We start from the raw sequence: 332 nt of genomic DNA on the forward strand, positions 1-332 counted from the left end.
ACATCTTAGAGTTGCTAAGAGTATTTTCTCACCTGAATTGGGTATAGGCTATGAAGGAGGATATACTCCTAAATATGCTCTTACTAATACCCAAAACACTTATGCAAGAATAACCAATGCCCATGCAACCAATCTCTATAAGACAAGAACACAATTCTCTTGGTTTATGGATTGGAGCAAATACACAAAGACTCTTATAAATATTGGTGCAGAATATACTCTTAATCCTCAAGTTGCTAATCCTAAAGGAACATATACCAATATGGGTAATGCATCTTATGGTGAAGGAAGTACTAAGATAGATCCTCTCTTAGCTTTCTTAGGAGCTAATC

General features: G+C 35.5%; 1 pseudogene. It reads left to right on the forward strand.

The annotated features are described in order from the left end of the window. Positions 1-332: pseudogene (locus tag CCY97_RS08370) on the forward strand (hypothetical protein); the annotation flags it as partial.

The sequence above is a fragment of the Helicobacter sp. 10-6591 genome, from assembly GCF_003288805.1.
In the GTDB taxonomy this organism is placed as follows: Bacteria; Campylobacterota; Campylobacteria; order Campylobacterales; family Helicobacteraceae; genus Helicobacter_F.